This is a genomic window from Caballeronia sp. GAFFF1 (assembly GCF_023630705.1).
GTDB lineage: Bacteria > Pseudomonadota > Gammaproteobacteria > Burkholderiales > Burkholderiaceae > Caballeronia.
In genome coordinates this window covers 24,662-40,346 of sequence record NZ_JALQEM010000029.1, presented here as the reverse complement: position 1 = coordinate 40,346, position 15,685 = coordinate 24,662, and the positions used below count along the sequence as shown (strand labels likewise).

The 15,685-nt window shown below is 64.2% G+C and carries 16 protein-coding genes; 4 read left to right on the top strand and 12 right to left on the bottom strand.

From position 1 onward, the window contains the following. Positions 1–29: 29 nt before the first annotated feature. From rhaS to rhaM, 6 genes are all read right to left on the bottom strand, one after another. Positions 30–1,043 (bottom strand): rhamnose ABC transporter substrate-binding protein, encoded by a 1,014-nt coding sequence (gene rhaS, locus NCR37_RS15845; protein ID WP_250473817.1) that lies wholly within the window; start codon positions 1,041–1,043, stop codon positions 30–32. 80 nt (positions 1,044–1,123) lie between these two features. Next, positions 1,124–2,128: an ABC transporter permease gene (locus NCR37_RS15840; RefSeq protein WP_250473816.1), complete on the bottom strand. Its 1,005-nt coding sequence runs from the start codon at positions 2,126–2,128 to the stop codon at positions 1,124–1,126. Then, positions 2,121–3,161, bottom strand: a complete 1,041-nt coding sequence (locus NCR37_RS15835; protein WP_502800537.1) for an ABC transporter permease — start codon at positions 3,159–3,161, stop codon at positions 2,121–2,123. The genes NCR37_RS15840 and NCR37_RS15835 overlap by 8 nt, the downstream gene beginning before the upstream one ends. Further along, complete coding sequence (locus NCR37_RS15830; RefSeq protein WP_250473815.1) at positions 3,161–4,672, bottom strand: sugar ABC transporter ATP-binding protein; 1,512 nt, start codon at positions 4,670–4,672, stop codon at positions 3,161–3,163. The genes NCR37_RS15835 and NCR37_RS15830 overlap by 1 nt, the downstream gene beginning before the upstream one ends. A gap of 14 nt (positions 4,673–4,686) precedes the next feature. Beyond that, positions 4,687–5,577 carry an amidohydrolase family protein gene (locus NCR37_RS15825; RefSeq protein ID WP_250473814.1) on the bottom strand — a complete coding sequence of 297 codons (891 nt, stop codon included), beginning with the start codon at positions 5,575–5,577 and terminating at the stop codon, positions 4,687–4,689. 27 nt (positions 5,578–5,604) lie between these two features. Continuing rightward, on the bottom strand, positions 5,605–5,919 hold the full coding sequence (gene rhaM / locus NCR37_RS15820) for an L-rhamnose mutarotase (protein WP_250473813.1): 315 nt from the start codon (positions 5,917–5,919) through the stop codon (positions 5,605–5,607). Positions 5,920–6,084: 165 nt separating this feature from the next. Here rhaM and NCR37_RS15815 point away from each other — a divergent pair, with 165 nt between their 5' ends. Continuing rightward, positions 6,085–7,041: a LysR family transcriptional regulator gene (locus tag NCR37_RS15815; protein ID WP_250473812.1), complete on the top strand. Its 957-nt coding sequence runs from the start codon at positions 6,085–6,087 to the stop codon at positions 7,039–7,041. On the opposite strand, the gene lra1 is transcribed toward NCR37_RS15815, so the two are convergent. The 4 genes from lra1 to NCR37_RS15795 are packed head-to-tail and all read right to left on the bottom strand — an operon-like array spanning position 7,028 to position 11,147. Continuing rightward, positions 7,028–7,810 (bottom strand): L-rhamnose 1-dehydrogenase Lra1, encoded by a 783-nt coding sequence (gene lra1 / locus NCR37_RS15810; protein ID WP_250473811.1) that lies wholly within the window; start codon positions 7,808–7,810, stop codon positions 7,028–7,030. The two genes, NCR37_RS15815 and lra1, sit on opposite strands and share 14 nt — an antisense overlap. An 11-nt stretch (positions 7,811–7,821) precedes the next feature. Then, positions 7,822–9,000, bottom strand: a complete 1,179-nt coding sequence (gene rhmD / locus NCR37_RS15805; protein ID WP_175941938.1) for an L-rhamnonate dehydratase — start codon at positions 8,998–9,000, stop codon at positions 7,822–7,824. A gap of 26 nt (positions 9,001–9,026) precedes the next feature. After that, positions 9,027–10,361, bottom strand: a complete 1,335-nt coding sequence (locus tag NCR37_RS15800) for an MFS transporter (protein WP_250473810.1) — start codon at positions 10,359–10,361, stop codon at positions 9,027–9,029. Positions 10,362–10,385: 24 nt separating this feature from the next. Continuing rightward, positions 10,386–11,147 carry an SDR family NAD(P)-dependent oxidoreductase gene (locus NCR37_RS15795; protein ID WP_250473809.1) on the bottom strand — a complete coding sequence of 254 codons (762 nt, stop codon included), beginning with the start codon at positions 11,145–11,147 and terminating at the stop codon, positions 10,386–10,388. Between the two features lie 510 nt (positions 11,148–11,657). Here NCR37_RS15795 and NCR37_RS15790 point away from each other — a divergent pair. Both NCR37_RS15790 and NCR37_RS15785 read left to right on the top strand, forming a co-directional pair. Beyond that, positions 11,658–11,903, top strand: a complete 246-nt coding sequence (locus NCR37_RS15790; protein WP_250473808.1) for a hypothetical protein — start codon at positions 11,658–11,660, stop codon at positions 11,901–11,903. Positions 11,904–11,973: 70 nt separating this feature from the next. After that, positions 11,974–12,177, top strand: a complete 204-nt coding sequence (locus tag NCR37_RS15785; RefSeq protein ID WP_175941946.1) for a cold-shock protein — start codon at positions 11,974–11,976, stop codon at positions 12,175–12,177. Positions 12,178–12,243: 66 nt separating this feature from the next. On the opposite strand, the gene NCR37_RS15780 is transcribed toward NCR37_RS15785, so the two are convergent. After that, positions 12,244–12,753, bottom strand: coding sequence for a DUF6622 family protein (locus NCR37_RS15780; protein WP_250473807.1), 510 nt, complete (start codon positions 12,751–12,753; stop codon positions 12,244–12,246). A gap of 248 nt (positions 12,754–13,001) precedes the next feature. On the opposite strand from NCR37_RS15780, the gene NCR37_RS15775 reads away from it, so the two are divergent. Continuing rightward, positions 13,002–13,856 carry a helix-turn-helix domain-containing protein gene (locus tag NCR37_RS15775; protein WP_175941949.1) on the top strand — a complete coding sequence of 285 codons (855 nt, stop codon included), beginning with the start codon at positions 13,002–13,004 and terminating at the stop codon, positions 13,854–13,856. A gap of 3 nt (positions 13,857–13,859) precedes the next feature. Here NCR37_RS15775 and NCR37_RS15770 read toward each other — a convergent pair whose 3' ends face one another. Beyond that, positions 13,860–15,680 carry an ATP-binding response regulator gene (locus tag NCR37_RS15770; protein ID WP_250473806.1) on the bottom strand — a complete coding sequence of 607 codons (1,821 nt, stop codon included), beginning with the start codon at positions 15,678–15,680 and terminating at the stop codon, positions 13,860–13,862. Positions 15,681–15,685: the final 5 nt, after the last annotated feature.

Here is a 15,685-nt window from a genome sequence, read left to right as displayed (position 1 = left end):
CGGAGCATGCAGCCGCTCCGCCGCGTCTTTCAGAAATTGAAACGATCGATATTGCTCGCATCGAACGTGGTCGGCGGCCCGAGAATCACTTCGCCGCTCTTGCCCACGGTACGCTTCCCGAGCTTGCCGGCCTCGAACGAATCGCCTTCCTTGCCCGTGATGGTGCCGGACGCGAGGTTTGCAGCCGCGAACGCCGCAAGGTAGCCCAACTGGCCCGGGTCCCACAACTGGAACGCCTGCACGGTGCCGTTCTTGATGAACGCGCGCATCTGGTTCGGCGTGCCGAGGCCCGTCACGACGACCTTGCCCTTGGCCGGCGAACCGGAGATATAGCGCGCCGCCGCGGCAATGCCTACAGATGTCGGCGCGACGATGCCCTTCAGGTTCGGATACGCCTGCAACAAGCCCTGCGTTTCCACGAACGATTTCTGGTCATCGTCGTTGCCGTACGCGATCTTAACGAGCTTCATCTTCGAATACTCGGGCTTCTTCAACTCCTCCTGCATCCATTTGATCCACGTGTTCTGGTTCGTCGCGTTGGGCGTGGCCGACAGAATCGCGAATTCGCCTTCGCCGCCGACCAGCTTCGACAGCAATTGAATCTGCCCGCGCCCGATGGCCTCCGACTCGGCCTGGTTCACGAAGATCTGCCGGCCTTCGGGTGCCGTGTCGGAATCGAACGTAACGACCTTGATGCCCTGCGACATCGCTTTCTTGAGATACGGCACGAGCGCGTTGGCATCGTTGGCCGCGATCACGATGGCGTTCTGGCGCTGCGTGATGAGCGTGTTGATATAGCTGACTTGCGACGACGCGCCCGCGTCCGACGGGCCGACGACCTTGCCATCGCCCTTCATTTCCTTGATCGCGGCCATGCCGCCATCGTCGGCGATCACCTCATACGGGTTGTTGATCTGTTTCGGCACGAAGGCGATCTTGAGGCCGCTTTTCACTTCGGCGGCGCTCGCGGTCAGCGCCACGGTAACGGCCAGGAAGGCCGCTGCGAGCATCGGGCCGCGTGCGAATCGATAGGGATTTTTCATGTCGGAACGTCTCCTGTCATTGCGCGCAGGCCCTGAAAACAGGCTTCGCGCGGGTTATCAACGCGGGGTATAACGGTTCGTCATAGGGTCTGCGTCATCAGGCGTTTCTCTCGTACTGCGCGCCAGCGCGCGACCAGGTTCGGTATCAGCACCGACGAAAGCAGCAACGCGCCGGTCACGATGGTGAGCGTTTCGCTCGATACGTCCGCGAGCGTCAACGCATTGCGCAGCACGCCGATGATGACGAGCGACAGCAGCACGCCGATCATCGAGCCGCGTCCGCCGAAGATGCTCACGCCGCCGAACAGCACCGCGGCGATGACGGACAGCTCGAAGCCTTCGCCGTTGTCGCCGCGCGCGCTCGTGAAGCGCAGCGTATAAACGATGCCCGCGAGCGCCGACATCGCGCCCGACATCATGAAGAGCCTGAGCTTCGTCTTGCCGACGTCGATGCCGGAGAACTGCGCGGCTGTCGGGTTCGCGCCGATGGCATAGAGGCTGCGTCCGAAGGGCGTCGCCTGCAACAGAACCGTGAAGACGATGGCGCCCGCGATCACGAGCAGGAACGGCGTGGGCAGGAACGTATCGCCGACCGTGTCGATGCCGAACGCCGTGTACGACGCGGGGAAATCAGCGATGGCCTGATCGCCGAGCAAGACGTACGCAAGGCCGCGAAAGAGCGCGAGCGTGCCGATGGTTACGGCAAGCGAAGGCAAGCCGAAGCGCACGATGACGAGTCCGTTCAGCAGCCCCGCGAGCGTCCCTGCGACGAGCACGATGGCGATGACGAGCGGCATCGGCAATCCCATGTGCCAGAGCACGGCCATCAGCGCGCTCGATGCGCCGAGCACCGACGCCACCGACAAGTCGATCTCGGCCGCCACGATGACGAGCGTCATCGGCAGCGCGATCAACGCGATCTCGGTGAAATCGGCCAGCATGTTCGACAGATTGGCCGACGACAAAAACATGGGCGCGATCGCGCGCCCTGCCACGAGCGAGACGACGAGCACGATGACGAGCATCGCCTCCCACTGCAAATGACGGCGTTTCGCGATAGACAAAGCCGAGTCGGGTTTAGCCATGATCGCGTTTCCTCATCATGCGGCGCGCGACAGAACGCGCGAGCAACGTATCGAGCGTGATCGCCGCGACGATCAGCGCGCCTTGTATCGCCTGCTGCCAGAAGGGCGACACGCGCAGCACCACCAGCGCGATATTGATGACGCCGAGCACCAGCGCGCCGAGCGTCGCGCCCGCCACCGTGCCGACGCCGCCCGTGATCGCGACGCTGCCGACAACCGCCGCCGCGACCACTTGCAACTCGATGCCCTTCGCCGTGCTGGCATCTACCGTGCCGAAACGCGCGAGCCACAGCACGCCGGCAAGTCCCGCAATCCCGCCCGACAGCAAGAAGCCGATCATCACGCGACGGTCCACGCGAATGCCTGCGAGCCGCGCCGCTTCGGAATTCGATCCGATCGCGTAATGCTCGCGTCCGCCGCGATACTGCTTCAGATACACGGACAGCGCGACCAGCACGACAAGCGCGATCAACACGAGATTCGGCACGCCGAGCAACGAGCCGGTCGCGATTCTCGCGAACGCATCGGGCAGGCTCGTCGCGTTGATCTGTCCGCCGTGGACCCATGCGTAATCCGCGCCGCGCACGATATAAAGCGTCGAAAGCGTGGCAACGAGCGACGGCACGCGGCCGAACGTGACGAGCGCGCCGTTCAACGCCCCGATCAGGAGTCCGATGCATATCCCGGCGAGCATCGCGACGGCTACGGGCATATGCGGAAACACGACGAACAGGCTGCCGACCGCATACGCGCTAACGCCGACGATCGACGCCACCGACAAGTCGATGTGCCGCATCAACATCACGATGGTCATGCCCGCCGTGAGCAAGCCGATGATCGACACGTTGAGCAATACGTCGCGCAGGTTTTGCAGGTTGAGGAAGTCGGGCTTCACTGCCGCCGTCGCGCCGACGAGCACGAGCAGCACGACGAAGAGCGTCAACTCGCGGCTCTTCGCGATGGATGCGGCGAAGCCGTCGCGCTTGTCTTGCGCGGCGGGCATGGCGGGCAAGCTGGGAGAGTGTCGTGTCATCATGCCGCGTGACCCAATGTATGCGCAGGCGCGCCCAATGCCGCGCTCATTACGCGTTCCTCGTTCGCATCGGCGCGGGCGATGTCCGCGCTGATACGGCCTTCGTGCATCACGAGCACGCGGTCCGCCATGCCCAGCACTTCGGGCAGTTCGCTCGATATCATCAGCACAGCCATGCCCTCCTTCACGAGTTCCGCGAGCGTGCGGTAGACCTCGGCCTTCGCGCCCACGTCAATGCCGCGCGTCGGCTCGTCGATGATGAGCACCTTGGGGTTCGTCGCCAGCCACTTGCCGAGCACGACCTTCTGCTGATTGCCGCCCGACAGCGTGCCGACGGGCGCATCCAGATCGCTGGCTTTCAGGCGAAGGCGCTTGCCCCAGTCCGCGGCGAGCGAGGCTTCGCTACGCGACGAGATGAGACCGTGCCGCATCAGTCGCCCGAGCACGGTCAACGACGCATTGCGCGCGATGGACAACTCCATCGCGAGTCCTTGCGCGCGCCGGTCCTCGGGCACGAGCGCGAGTCCCGCTCGCACGGCCGCAGCCGGCCTGCCGAGTTCTATCGTGTCGCCGCCGACCCTGACTTCGCCGGCATCGACCGGATCGATGCCGAAGATCGCGCGCGCGACCTCGCTTCTTCCCGCGCCGACGAGACCTGCCAGCGCGACGATTTCGCCCGCGCGTACATCGAACGACACGTTCTTGAATACGCCTTCTCGCGTCAGATTGCGCACGGAAAGACGCACATCCCCCGGCAAAACATCGGCCTTCGGGTAGAACGTGTCGAGATCGCGGCCCACCATTTTGCTCACAATGGAATCGATAGTCATGTCCGCGGTCAGCGCGTCGTGAACCTTTACGCCGTCGCGCATGATCGTCATGCGTTGGGTCAGCGCAAAGACTTCATCGAGTCGATGCGTGATGAACAGCACCGCCGCGTTGCGCTCGCGCAGCCCGCGTACGATCGCAAAGAGCCGCTCCACTTCCGGCAGCGAAAGCGCGGCGGTCGGCTCGTCCATGATGAGCACGTTCGCATCGAGCGAGAGCGCCTTGGCAATCTCGACGACCTGCTGATCCGCAATGGACAGCCCGCGCACGAGCCGTTGCGCGCGCATGCTGACGCCGAGCGAGGCGAGCAACGCATCCACTTCGCGATGCATTTCGTCATAGCGGATACGCCCCAGCCGGTCGCGCGGCTGGCGTCCCATGTAGATGTTCTCCGCGATGGAGAGATCCGCGAAGAGCGTCGGCTCCTGATAGATCACCGCGATGCCGGCATTGCGTGCTTCGGCGGGATTCGCGAAACGCCGCGCCGCGCCGTCGACCAGCAGTTCCCCCGCATCCGGCTGATAGACGCCCGCGAGCAGCTTGACGAGCGTGGACTTGCCCGCGCCGTTTTCGCCGAGCAGCGCGTGCACTTCGCCGGGGAAAAGCTGCAAGCTCGCGTCGCCGAGCGCGCGCACGCGGCCGAATGACTTGCTCGCGTGCCGCATTTCAAGCCTTGGTGTCATCGGACGTCTCCTGCTTAGATGCGGTAAATACTTTCTGCATTCCGAACGAATAATGCTTCCTTCTCACTCGCGCTGGCGTCCTCGACGATTCGCGCATACGCGTTCCATATGGCCGTGAAAGAGCCGAACAAGCGGTCCACCGGAAAGTTCGATGCGAACATGGCGCGCTCGCTGCCGAAGGTGTCGATGGTTTCGAGCACATAAGGACGGAAGCTCTCGACGGTCCATTGATGGTCGAACATTGCGAGACCGCTGATTTTCACCGCGACGTTCGGGCACGCCGCCAGCGCGCGCATCCCTTCCCGCCACGCGCGATACCCCGCTGGCGACGCGCGATCCACGAACATGCCCGCGTGATTGACGATGAATTGCGTGTCGGCATGTTCCCGCGCAAGCTGCGCGGCATCGAGCATCTGCGATGGATAAAGCTGCAAGTCGAAAGACAAACCGAAGCGCCTCAGCAACGCGAAATGCTTGCGCCATTGCGACTCGTGCATATAGTGGCGGCCCACGTAGTCATAGAGCGGGTTGTGATGCACGTTCAGTATCTGGCGAATGCCGCGCGTATTCGCAAACGCCGCGTGCGCTTCGAGCACTTGTGGCGCGTCGTCGCGCGACAGATCCGCGCCCGCGACGATGCCGTTCGGCAGGCCGCGCCCTTCGCCATCCGCAATGCCTTGCAGCCAGCGCGTCTCTTCCACCGGATCGGCGGGATCGTGATTCGCATCGACATGCACGAGCTTGAGCACGTCGATGCCTTCTGCATCCCGCAGCAAGTCGGCGAGCAGATAGTCGTGCTGCAACTCGCGCGCATCGCCGACGAAGGACGTCTGCGGATTGGCGAGCCACGGGTAATGGTGCGTGGAAAGGTCCCAAAGATGAATATGCGGATCGACAACCTGCATGGTGATGTCCTCGCGGCTCGGGCTGATTCACGCAAGATGAAACACGGGCGCAAGCGCAACGGCGACGGGCGCGTTGTCCGCATGCGTCTCCATCAGTTCCGCCATGAAGTCCCACCATCTGCACATGATGGGCAAGTTCGGCAGCGCGTCGGTCGTGTGTGTGTCCGTGCGCTTGTATGTCGCGAAGAGAAGACCTGTCGCTTCGTCCAGAAATATCCAGTACTCGCGGATGCCGGCCGCATGCAATGCATCGGCCAGTTCGGGCCATAGCTCGCGATGGCGCCGTTCATATTCCTCGCGCATGCCCGGCTTCAGGGTCATGCGAAAAGCCACTGTCTCCATGGCGGCCGCCTTCTTATGTTCGATGCGCCGTGTCTTTGCGATCAGGCGCGTTATGGCTGCGACTATAATGCGCCGACCGATAGCACGACAATCCGAAAGCAGGATTGGCCGATCGCAAAACCGTATCAGCGAACATCGTTGCGCTGCATCATGCGGGCCTCTTTAATGAACCAGAACGTCTCACAGGTCGCGCTCGTCAATCGCCTCAAGTTCAAGCATCTGGCGCTGCTCGTCGCGCTCGACGACACGCGCAATCTTCATCAGGCCGCGGACAACATCAACGTCGCGCAGCCGAGCGCGAGCCGCATGCTCGCGGATATCGAAGAAGCGTTCGGCTTCCAGCTCTTCGAGCGCAATGCGCGCGGCATGCATCCGACGCCGCTCGGCACCGCCACGCTCGCCTACGCGCGCCGCTCGCTGGCGGACCTCACGCGCTTCGCCGACGATCTCGACAACAAGCGCCGTGGCGGTCACGGACAACTGACGGTCGGCGCGATCATGGGCGCGGCGCCCGACGTGCTCGCGATGGCCGTCACCGAACTAAAATCCGAGCGCCCGCTGCTCAACGTACGCATACTCGGCGAAACGAGCGATCAGGTCGTGCAACTGCTGCATCGCCGCGAAGTGGATCTGGCGCTAGGCCGCCTGACCACGCCGCTACAGCACAACGATTTCGACTTCGAACCGCTCGCACGCGAAGCCATGCGCCTCGTCGTGCGCGCGAAGCATCCGCTTGCAAGCAAGGCTTCGCTCGAACTGGACACGCTCGTCGGCTGGCCGTGGATTCTTCAGCCGATCACGAGTCCTGCGCGCGGTCTCTTCGAGGAAGAACTCGCGCGCGCCGGATTGACCACGCCTGCCGATATCGTCGAATGCGCGTCCATCTTCGCGACGCTGCAACTGCTGCAAAACAGCGATGCCGTCGCCATGCTGCCCGAGTCCGTTGTGCGCGACTATCTGCGCGCGCAACTGCTCGTGGAGCTGCCCGTCGAGATCGGCAAAAGCCTGTCGGGCTTCGGCCTGCTGCGCCGCAAGTTCGAAACGCTGAACGAACCGGCCGAGTACTTCATCGCATTGCTGCGCAAATACTCGGCCGTTTCGCTCGCCGTCACTGCAAGTTGACGAAGAGCCCGCCGTCGACCAACAAGGACGCGCCCGTCACATAGCGCGCGCGGTCCGAAGCGAGAAACACCACGCATTGCGCAACATCGTCCGGTGCGCCGAGACGGCCGAGCGGAATGCGCTTTTCCATGTAGGCGCGCTTGTCGGCATCCGACAAGTCTTCGGCGTTCAGGTCCGTCGCGATGGTGCCGGGCATCACGGAATTGCAGCGAATGCCGTAGGCCCCGAGCGCGATGGCGCACGACTGCATGAGCGAATGCACGCCCGCTTTCGTCGGCGTGTAATGCGTCTGCATGCCGCCGCCGACGAGCGCGCTGATCGAACTCGTCGCGACAATCGCGCCGCCCGTGCCTTGCGCCTTCATCTGATTCGCGGCGGCCTGCGTCACATAGAACGCGCCGTTCAGATTCACCGCGACCGTCGTTTCGTACACGGAAGGCGGCATGTCGAGGAAAGCATGAAAAGGACAGATGCCCGCATTGCTCGACAGCACGTCGACGCGCCCGAACGCTTCCACCGTGCGCCGCACCAGTTCGAAGCCCGTCTCGCGCTCCGCGACGTTGCCTTCGACGGCAATCGCGCGACGGCCGAGCGACTCGATCTCGCCGACGATCGACTCCACCGCCGATGCCTTGCCGTAGGACTGGTCGTTGTCGCGCCAGTAATTGATCGCGACGTGCGCGCCTTCGCGCGCGCTCGCCAGCGCAATCGCCCGCCCGATGCCGCGCGAGCCGCCCGTCACGATCACGACTTTGTTCTCTAGCAGCATGTGACGCCTCGTCAGTGGGTATAAGGCCGCGCCAGCGCGCATTCGGGGTTGAGCCGCACGCCGAAGCCCGGCGTCTCCGGCACTTTCATGCGTCCGTTGACGGGCACCGGCTCATCGAGCAGCAAGGGCGTGAACATGGGCACGACCTGATCGGCTTGCGGCGCCATCATCAAAAATTCGGCGAACGGCGAGTTGTGGCGCGTCACGACGAAGTGATAGCTATAGACCGACGACCCGTGGGGCACGACGAGCACGTTATGCGCATCCGCCATCGCCGAAATCTTGATGAGTTCCGTGATGCCGCCGCACCAGCCGACGTCCGGCTGCACGAGGTCCGCGCAGCCCATCTCGAACAGCATCCGGAAGCCCCAGCGCGTCGCTTCGTGCTCGCCCGTCGTCACCATCATGCCGCGCGGAACGGAGCGGCGCAGTTCGGCGTAGCCCCAATAGTCGTCGGGCGGCAGCGTTTCTTCCAGCCACTTCAGGCCGTATTCGTGCGCAGCCGTGGCGAGCCGCTTCGCGTAATTGAGATCGAGCGACATCCAGCAGTCGAACATGAGCCAGAAGTCGTCGCCCACTTTCGAGCGCATGTCGGCGAGCTTCGCAATGTTCGCGGCGAGCCCTTCTTCGCCTTCCGCCGGACCGTGCTGCAACGGCATCTTCCCGCCGATGAAACCCATTTGCTTCGCGAGGTCCGGCCGCGCGCCGGTCGCATAAAACTGCAATTCGTCGCGCACGGGGCCGCCGAGCAGCTGAAACACCGGCTCCTTGCGCACCTTCGCGAGCAGATCCCAGAGCGCGAGATCGACGCCGGAAATCGCGTTCAGCACGATGCCCTTGCGGCCGTAGTAGAGCGTCGCGAAGTACATCTGGTCCCACATTTTCTCGATGTCCGTCACGCGCTGGCCTTCGATGAAACGCGCGAGATGCTTTTCGACGATGAACGCGCCGATTTCGCCGCCGGTCGTCACCGCGAAGCCGACGGTGCCATCGCTCGCTTCGATCTCGACGACGAGCGAGCCGAGCACGTTCAGCCCGAACGACTGCCGGCTCTGTCGATATTCGGGGTAGCGCGCCATTGGCGTGGCGATGTGATCGTCGATCCAGTGATCGGCTCCCTGATCGTGATAATCGGCGCCGCCGCCGCGAACCACGAAAGCGCGAACCTGGCGAATGGTGGGCATGGACATGGTTTCGTCTCCGTATGTTGGAATGGTCAGGACGCGTTCGCGGGCCTGGGGCGATCGGCGCGAGATTCGGGCGCCGCGCCGCGCGCCGGCACGCGCACGAGCGCGACGATCACGAGCGCTGCCAGCACGCTCGCCGCGCCGAGCACGACCAGCCCGGCGCTCGCGGAATGGAAAGCGGCGTCGGCGGCGTTGCGGGCCATCGGCGCAAAGAAACCGCCGAGTCCGCCGAGCGAGTTGATGAGCGCGATGCCCGCGGCAGCGGCTGCGCCGGTCAGGTAACGCGTCGGAAAGGTCCAGAAAAGCGGCTGCGCGGCGATGAATCCGCTGGCGGCGCAACACAGCGCGATCAGCGAGACGATGGGCGCGCCCGCGACGCCCGATACGGCGATCGCGACGCCCGACATGACGAGCAGCGCGACGGCGCACGCGCGATGCGTGCCGGTGCGATCCGCGTAACGCGGCACGATCCACGTCACGACGACCGCCGCGATCCACGGCAGCGCGGTGACGAGCCCGACGCGAAAGCCGACTTTCGTGCCGAGCAGCGCGGCCACTTGCTGCGGCAGATAGAAGACGACGCCGTACACCGCCGCCTGAATCAGAAAGTAGACGCAGCACAAGACGAGCACGCGCGGATCGACCAACGCGGCGAGCACGCGATGCGGCCCGTGCGACGACGCGGCGCGGGCGTCCTCAGCGAGGCGCGCGACGAGCCAAGCGCGCTCGTCCTGCGCGAGCCAGCGGGCGCGGGCGGGATCGTCGTCCAGATACCAGAACGCCCACGCGCCGACGAGCGAGGCGAGGAGCCCTTCGACCAGAAAGAGCCACTGCCAGCCGGCAAAGCCCAGCACGCCATGCAGATCGAGCAGCAGTCCCGAAAGCGGCGCGCCGAAGATAAACGCGAGCGGCGCGCCGAAATAGAACACGCCGAGCGCCCGCGCGCGCGAGTTCTGCGGGAACCAGCGCGTCAGGTAATAGACGATGCCGGGGAAGAAGCCCGCTTCCGCCACGCCGAGGAGAAAGCGCAGCGTGTAGAACGCGGTCGCGGAATGCGCGAAAGCCATCGCGGATGAAACGAGGCCCCACGTGACCATGATGCGGCACATCCACAGCTTGGCGCCCACGCGATGCAACAGCAGATTGCTCGGCACCTCGAAGATCGCGTAGCCGACGAAGAACACGCCCGCGCCGAACGCGAACGCGGCGTTCGTGAGGCCGGTGTCCTGCTGCAAGGCCTTCTGCGCGAAGCCGATGTTCGCGCGATCCAGGAACGCGAGCACGTACATCAGCAAGAGGAACGGCAGCAGCCGGCGCATCACGCGGGACGTGACAGCGCCTTCCGCCGCGGCGGAGTGGTCCATGTCTCTCTCCAGTGAAGCGCGCGGTCAGTAAGTCGCGCGTCCGCCCGACAAGTCGAACACCGCGCCCGTGCTGAACGCGCAGTCCTCGGACGAGAGCCACAGAATGAGCGACGCCGCTTCCTCCGGCATGAGGAAGCGGTTCATCGGGATCTTGGAGAGCATATAGTCGATGTGCTGCTGCGACATCGAATCGAAGATCTCGGTTTTCGCCGCGGCGGGCGTGACGGCATTCACGAGAATGTTCTTGCCCGCGAGTTCCTTGCCGAGCGACTTCGTGAGCCCGATCAGTCCGGCCTTCGACGCGCTGTAGTGCGAGGCGTTCGGGTTGCCTTCCTTGCCCGCGATGGACGCGACATTGACGATGCGGCCGTAACCGTTCTTCAGCATGTGCGGCACGACCGCGCGGCAAGTGAGATACGGCCCGATCAGGTTCACGTCGATCACGCGGCGCCACACGTCGGGCGCCAGTTCCCACGTCGAACCGTTGCCGCCGGTGATGCCCGCGTTGTTGACGAGCACGTCGATCTTGCCTTGCGCGGCGAGCGTCGATTGCACGGCGGCATTGACGGACGCTTCATCGGTCAGTTCGACGACCGACTCGCTGACGGTGCGCGCTTCGTGTTTCGACGCGAGTTCGGCGCGCGTGCGCTGAAGCCGCTCGGCGTCGACATCCCACAGCGCGACGTTCGCGCCCGAAGCCAGCGCCCGCTCGGCGACCGCGAGCCCGATGCCCCGCGCGCCGCCGGTGATGACCACAGTGCGTTCCGCCAGATCGATCCGGTTCATGCCTTGTCTCCTGTTTGTGTTGTCGATAGCACTATAGTCGGCCAGCGATAACGCAACAATTCGAATGGGCGATCGTTCGATAACGAAACCGGATCGGCGAGTGTGTACGCGTCAGTGGCGATCGTCGATGGGCCGCTGCGTCGCCCCAAAGCGTATGGGCGCAGGCGCCGTTTGCCGGCTGCCGCGCCGAAACACCTTATCGGCATATAGGGCGAAGGCGAAAAGCGCGGCCACACCGACCGGACAAAGCAATAGCGCAGCAACGAACATGATGAGATTCCTCGAACAGAGCTGCGAAGCAGTGTATCCGGGGAACGTCGGCTAACTAACACAAAGCTGAAGCATTCGCCGCTTAACATCCCGAAACGACTTTTCGAACTAAGACGATGGAACTGGGCGTGCACGGCAGTACGGCGAACAGCAGGCACGGACGTTGCTAAACGCTCTGCACCGTCGACCGACCAGGCGCGCGCCGCGCGCACCGACGACCACTTATCCAACAAAAACAGCATGTTCACACCAAAGCCTTGTACCGCTACTTGCGTTCTCGACGGAATGCCCGTCACCCTCACCTACTACCCCGACACCACGCTTTTGCGCATCACCGACGCGGCCGGCCGCTGTGTGCGTGAAACGCGCTGGCCCGCGCCGTGGCGCACGCTTCTCGCGACGCTGCGTGAATTCAGCGGCCGCGAGACGGAGGGCCAACTCTCCACGCTGCTCGACGAAATTCCCGCCGAAGCCGCCTTCGCGTGAAGACGCCTTTAACGATTACTTACCCAAGCGAGACCTAACCTCGCTCAACGCTGCAAAATAAGAGGAAATAATGGCAACTGGCACTGTGAAATGGTTCAACGACACGAAGGGCTTTGGGTTCATCAAGCCGGACGACGGCAGCCCTGATGTGTTCGCGCATTTCTCGGAAATCCGGGCGGACGGCTACAAGTCGCTGCAAGAAAATCAGAAGGTGCTGTTCGAGGTGCGCCAGGGTCCGAAGGGCCTGCAAGCAGCGAACATCCAGCCGCAGTAAGCGCGAGTTCCGACGCCGAAGCCGTGAAGCCGATAGATCGGCTTCACGGCTTTTTTCTTTCGACCATCAGACGCGTTCGAACACAACTGCCGCCGGCCGCAGCGCCAGCCAGTAGATCAGGAAGCGGCCCGCGAAGATTCCCGCGACCACGCCCGAAATCAGCGCACTGAGCACGGCCCACGTCGACTCGACGCCAGCGCCCGTCGCCAGTTCGAAGCCGATGAAGAATTTCGACGCGAACGTCGCGAGGATGAGCAGCATCGGCACGACGGAGCCCGGCACGATGACGGTGCGCCGCACGCGGTCCACGGCAATGGCGCTATTTCTTGCCAGCATCGCGCCGATGCCGGTGCCTATCGCGCCGCCGATCAGCCACGTCGCTGCCGGTTCCCAGCCGGCGTCCGGCCCGGTGACGACATGCAGCAAGCCCCACGCGGCGAAGATCGCCGGCACGACTGCGAGTTTCGACAGCGGCGCCGTGCCGCCTTTCATCGCTTTGAGGCCGCGCGAAACGAGCACCGCCAACAACACCCAGACCCACACCGGCGTACCGGCCAAGACAGCTTGCAAGGACATGATCGTTCTCCGTTGGACCGCTAGATAGTCACAAGTTACATCTTTACAATGGAAACATTGTGCGTTCATAAAACAGCCGCGTCAACGGATTTTTACATTGTAAAGATTGATCGACCGGCGGGTTTTCATTCCTATGCTGAACATTGGCGGCTCGTTCATCGTTTCATTTTCGAGCACGCCGACCGCTGCCCTTTACAATGGGCGGTTCGCTGCGCATTCGCAGCTATTTCCCGCATCCGCCTGGCAGCATGGTCTCTGAAACCTCTTCACTGGAATCGCTCGCCGTCGCCGAGCGCGTGCGCGAACTGATGAGCCGTCACGGCATCGGCAAGCGTCAGCAGACGGCCGAACTGTGCCGCATTCTCGATCTCAGCTTTTCGCAAGGGCATCGCAAGCTGCGCGGCAATAGCCCGTGGACGCTCGCGCAGATTCGCCGCGTCGCCGACGCCTTCGACGAGCCCGCGCTCCAGCTTTTCGACAGCATCGATACGCGTCCCGACGAAACCGAAGGCACCGCCCACGACGCCGTGCTGAAGCTCGGCTCGGTCGAGATCCCATGCACCGCGTGGATCGGCGATGCACTGGACGCGGGCAGCCGGCCCGATTTCATTGCGCAGAAAGTGAACGGCCGGTGGATCGTCACGCGTCACGAGGGCGTGCTGTTGCAGCAAGCCAGCGACGTCCACAAAATCGAGATACAGCCGCGCCGCGCGGATACCGAAAAGCCCGTGATCGCGGTCGTCGACGACGATCACGCGTCGGCCGACAATCTGCACGACTATCTGGAGATGACCGGCTTCACCGCGATGGCCTTTTACGGCCTCGACGCCTTCTTGGAAGCGCTCCAGTCGCAAGTCTTCGACGCCGTGGTGATCGACTGGCTGTTCGGCGCGCACACGTCGGCGGGCGCGATACAGGCGGTGCGCGAGTCCGACAATCCCGACGCGCCGATCTTCGTGCTCACCGGCGAGCTCACGACCGGCAAGGCGAGCGAATCGGAAATCAGCCAGATCATTCGCGATTACAACGTCGCGTGCTTCGAGAAGCCGGCGCGGCTCGGCATTCTGGTCGCCGACCTGTCGAAGCGGCTGTTGCGGAACTGAGCCTCAAGCAGCGCGCCGCCGCGCCGTCGCCGCGCGATGCACGGCCGCCTTCAGCACCTCGAAGCGCACCGGCTTCAGCAGATAGTCGAAGAAGAGCACCGTCGCGGTCGGATCGACGAGTTCGGGCACATACGCGCTCACCGCGATGATCGGCACGCTCGCGCCCGGCGCGATCCGCGAGCGGTATTCGTTGGCGAACGAGTAGCCGTCCTTGCCGGGCATGTGCAGGTCGAGCAGGATCACGTCGGCGTCGTTAGCGCGCAGCCACGCGAGCGCGCTGTCGACGTCCGGCATGCCCACGGCCCAATAACCCAGGAGCGTCAGCATCTCGATCAGCGAATCGCGGATCGACTCGTGGTCGTCTATCACCAGCACGCGCGACTTGCGCAAGCCGGAGGCTTCGGCTTCGTCGTCGCGGCGCTCGGGCATCTCGTCGACGGACACCGCGGGCAGGCTCACGCGAAACGCCGCGCCCTGACCGACTTCGCTCGACACGTCGACGGTGCCGCCGAGCAGATCGACCAAGCCTCGCACGACCGCGAGCCCCATGCCCGCGCCGTCGAAACGCCGCGTGCTCGACGAATCGAGCTGCGTGAATTCCTGGAAGATGAGCGGCAGTTGCTCCCGCGCGATGCCAGGCCCCGTGTCGGTCACGGAGATGTCGAGACGCGCCTTGTCGCGCACGAAGCGCACGTCGATGGACCCGGCGTCCGTGTATTTGATCGCGTTGGTGACGAGATTCGTGACGATCTGGCGCACGCGATGCGGGTCCGATTCGAGCAGCCCGCGCTCGCCGCTGTATTCGCCGCGCAACTCCAGGCCCTTCGCGGACGCGGCGGGCAGATTCGCATCGACGATGGAATCGAGCAGTTCGGCGGGATCGAACGCGGCGAGGCGCAGTTCGAGCTTGCCGGCGCCGAGGCGCGCGTAGTCGGTCAGGTCACGCATCTGCGCTTCGAGATGACGCGCGCCGGTTTCCAGCCGCTGAATGATCTTGCGATCCGCCTCGCCTCGCAGGTTCAGCCCGAGCAGTTCGATGGAGGAGACGATCGCGTGCAGCGGCGTGCGCAACTCGTGGCTGATCATGCCGAGGAACGTGTCTTTCGCGACAGCCGTTTCGCGCGCCGCCCGGGTCGCCTGATGCTCGGCTGAAAGCGCGGCGCGTTGCTGCTCGATCAGGCGCGCGCGCCGGTAGCCATTGAGCAGAAGCAGCGATGTCGCCGCCGCCGATAGCAAGCCGAGCAAAATGCCGCCATAAAGCAGATAGCGGCGCTTCGCCTCGAAGTCGCGCACGATGCTTTCGCGCTCGGCGGCGTCCATCAGCCGCCTGCCGGTCGCCAGTTCCGCGACGGCGGGCGCGTTTTGCCGCAGCACGCCGATCACCCGCAGCGCGCGGCTCTGCCTGACCGTCAGCCGACTCACGTCGCCTTCGATGGAATCGAGCGCCGTATGCAGCTGGCGCAAGATTTCCTGCTGACGGTTGTGCATGGCGTCGTGGCCTTCGGGCGTGCGCGTGGCATCGGAGACGATATCGAGCCGCGCCCGCAAGCGCGCATACGAATCGCGGACAGCGCCGGCATCTTCCTCGATGCCGCTGCGAAACAGCAGCACCTGGCTCTCGAATCGCTCGTAGGCAATCTGGAACTGCGCGGCGTCCCAGTACAAGCCTTCGTAGGGCACGACCATGCCGTGCGGCTGCCGGGCGAGCAGGCCGGAGTACAGCATGTAGCCGACCGCGCCGAGCGGCGGCGCGACCGCCAGCGCGATCAGCGCCGCATACCAGAGGCGGCGCAGCCACGGACGCCGGTTCTGCGTGAATGGCATGAGAC

What these genes read in the sequence shown, in the direction of transcription:
- rhaS (WP_250473817.1), bottom strand. Translation starts at nt 1,043, where the DNA reads ATGAAAAATCCCTATCGATTCGCACGCGGCCCGATGCTCGCAGCGGCC.
- NCR37_RS15840 (WP_250473816.1), bottom strand. Translation starts at nt 2,128, where the DNA reads ATGGCTAAACCCGACTCGGCTTTGTCTATCGCGAAACGCCGTCATTTG.
- NCR37_RS15835 (WP_502800537.1), bottom strand. Translation starts at nt 3,161, where the DNA reads ATGACACGACACTCTCCCAGCTTGCCCGCCATGCCCGCCGCGCAAGAC.
- NCR37_RS15830 (WP_250473815.1), bottom strand. Translation starts at nt 4,672, where the DNA reads ATGACACCAAGGCTTGAAATGCGGCACGCGAGCAAGTCATTCGGCCGC.
- NCR37_RS15825 (WP_250473814.1), bottom strand. Translation starts at nt 5,577, where the DNA reads ATGCAGGTTGTCGATCCGCATATTCATCTTTGGGACCTTTCCACGCAC.
- rhaM (WP_250473813.1), bottom strand. Translation starts at nt 5,919, where the DNA reads ATGGAGACAGTGGCTTTTCGCATGACCCTGAAGCCGGGCATGCGCGAG.
- NCR37_RS15815 (WP_250473812.1), top strand. Translation starts at nt 6,085, where the DNA reads ATGAACCAGAACGTCTCACAGGTCGCGCTCGTCAATCGCCTCAAGTTC.
- lra1 (WP_250473811.1), bottom strand. Translation starts at nt 7,810, where the DNA reads ATGCTGCTAGAGAACAAAGTCGTGATCGTGACGGGCGGCTCGCGCGGC.
- rhmD (WP_175941938.1), bottom strand. Translation starts at nt 9,000, where the DNA reads ATGTCCATGCCCACCATTCGCCAGGTTCGCGCTTTCGTGGTTCGCGGC.
- NCR37_RS15800 (WP_250473810.1), bottom strand. Translation starts at nt 10,361, where the DNA reads ATGGACCACTCCGCCGCGGCGGAAGGCGCTGTCACGTCCCGCGTGATG.
- NCR37_RS15795 (WP_250473809.1), bottom strand. Translation starts at nt 11,147, where the DNA reads ATGAACCGGATCGATCTGGCGGAACGCACTGTGGTCATCACCGGCGGC.
- NCR37_RS15790 (WP_250473808.1), top strand. Translation starts at nt 11,658, where the DNA reads ATGTTCACACCAAAGCCTTGTACCGCTACTTGCGTTCTCGACGGAATG.
- NCR37_RS15785 (WP_175941946.1), top strand. Translation starts at nt 11,974, where the DNA reads ATGGCAACTGGCACTGTGAAATGGTTCAACGACACGAAGGGCTTTGGG.
- NCR37_RS15780 (WP_250473807.1), bottom strand. Translation starts at nt 12,753, where the DNA reads ATGTCCTTGCAAGCTGTCTTGGCCGGTACGCCGGTGTGGGTCTGGGTG.
- NCR37_RS15775 (WP_175941949.1), top strand. Translation starts at nt 13,002, where the DNA reads ATGGTCTCTGAAACCTCTTCACTGGAATCGCTCGCCGTCGCCGAGCGC.
- NCR37_RS15770 (WP_250473806.1), bottom strand. Translation starts at nt 15,680, where the DNA reads ATGCCATTCACGCAGAACCGGCGTCCGTGGCTGCGCCGCCTCTGGTAT.